General features: G+C 39.8%; 1 protein-coding gene. It reads left to right on the top strand.

Annotation, left to right across the window (positions count from 1 at the left end; all coding sequences use genetic code 11):
• Window positions 1-274: Ty1/Copia family ribonuclease HI (locus HX793_RS32140; RefSeq protein WP_218646210.1), on the top strand; the 274-nt coding region annotated here is incomplete at its 5' end.
• Window positions 275-349: the final 75 nt, after the last annotated feature.

Genomic DNA, 349 nt, shown 5'->3' with positions numbered 1-349 from the left:
TGTCCCGAGTATTCAGGAGCCGGTGGAACTTTTCTGCGATAATGAAGGAGCGGTTGCCTTGACAAAGGAACCGAGAGACCATGGAAAGTCCAGACATATCGACAGAAAGTACCACTACATCAGACATAGGGTAGAAGAAGGTCACCTCCTGGTAAAGAGGGTATCATCGGAAGATAATCCTGCAGATCCCTTGACAAAGGCTCTGAGTAGGATTAAGCATAATCAGCATGCTAGGAGCATTGGATTAAGAGATGATATAAGTTTTTGTAATTAGATAGGTTTCTGAAACTTGTAACAATGTTATTGTATTTGACTCTTGTGATTTAATAATAGAGATTTATTAATGAGT

Origin of the sequence: Pseudomonas reactans, from assembly GCF_013387025.1 — a bacterium.
Taxonomy (GTDB): domain Bacteria; phylum Pseudomonadota; class Gammaproteobacteria; order Pseudomonadales; family Pseudomonadaceae; genus Aquipseudomonas; species Aquipseudomonas reactans.
Note: the sequence above shows the minus strand (reverse complement) of the source record. Positions and strands in the feature narration are given on the sequence as shown.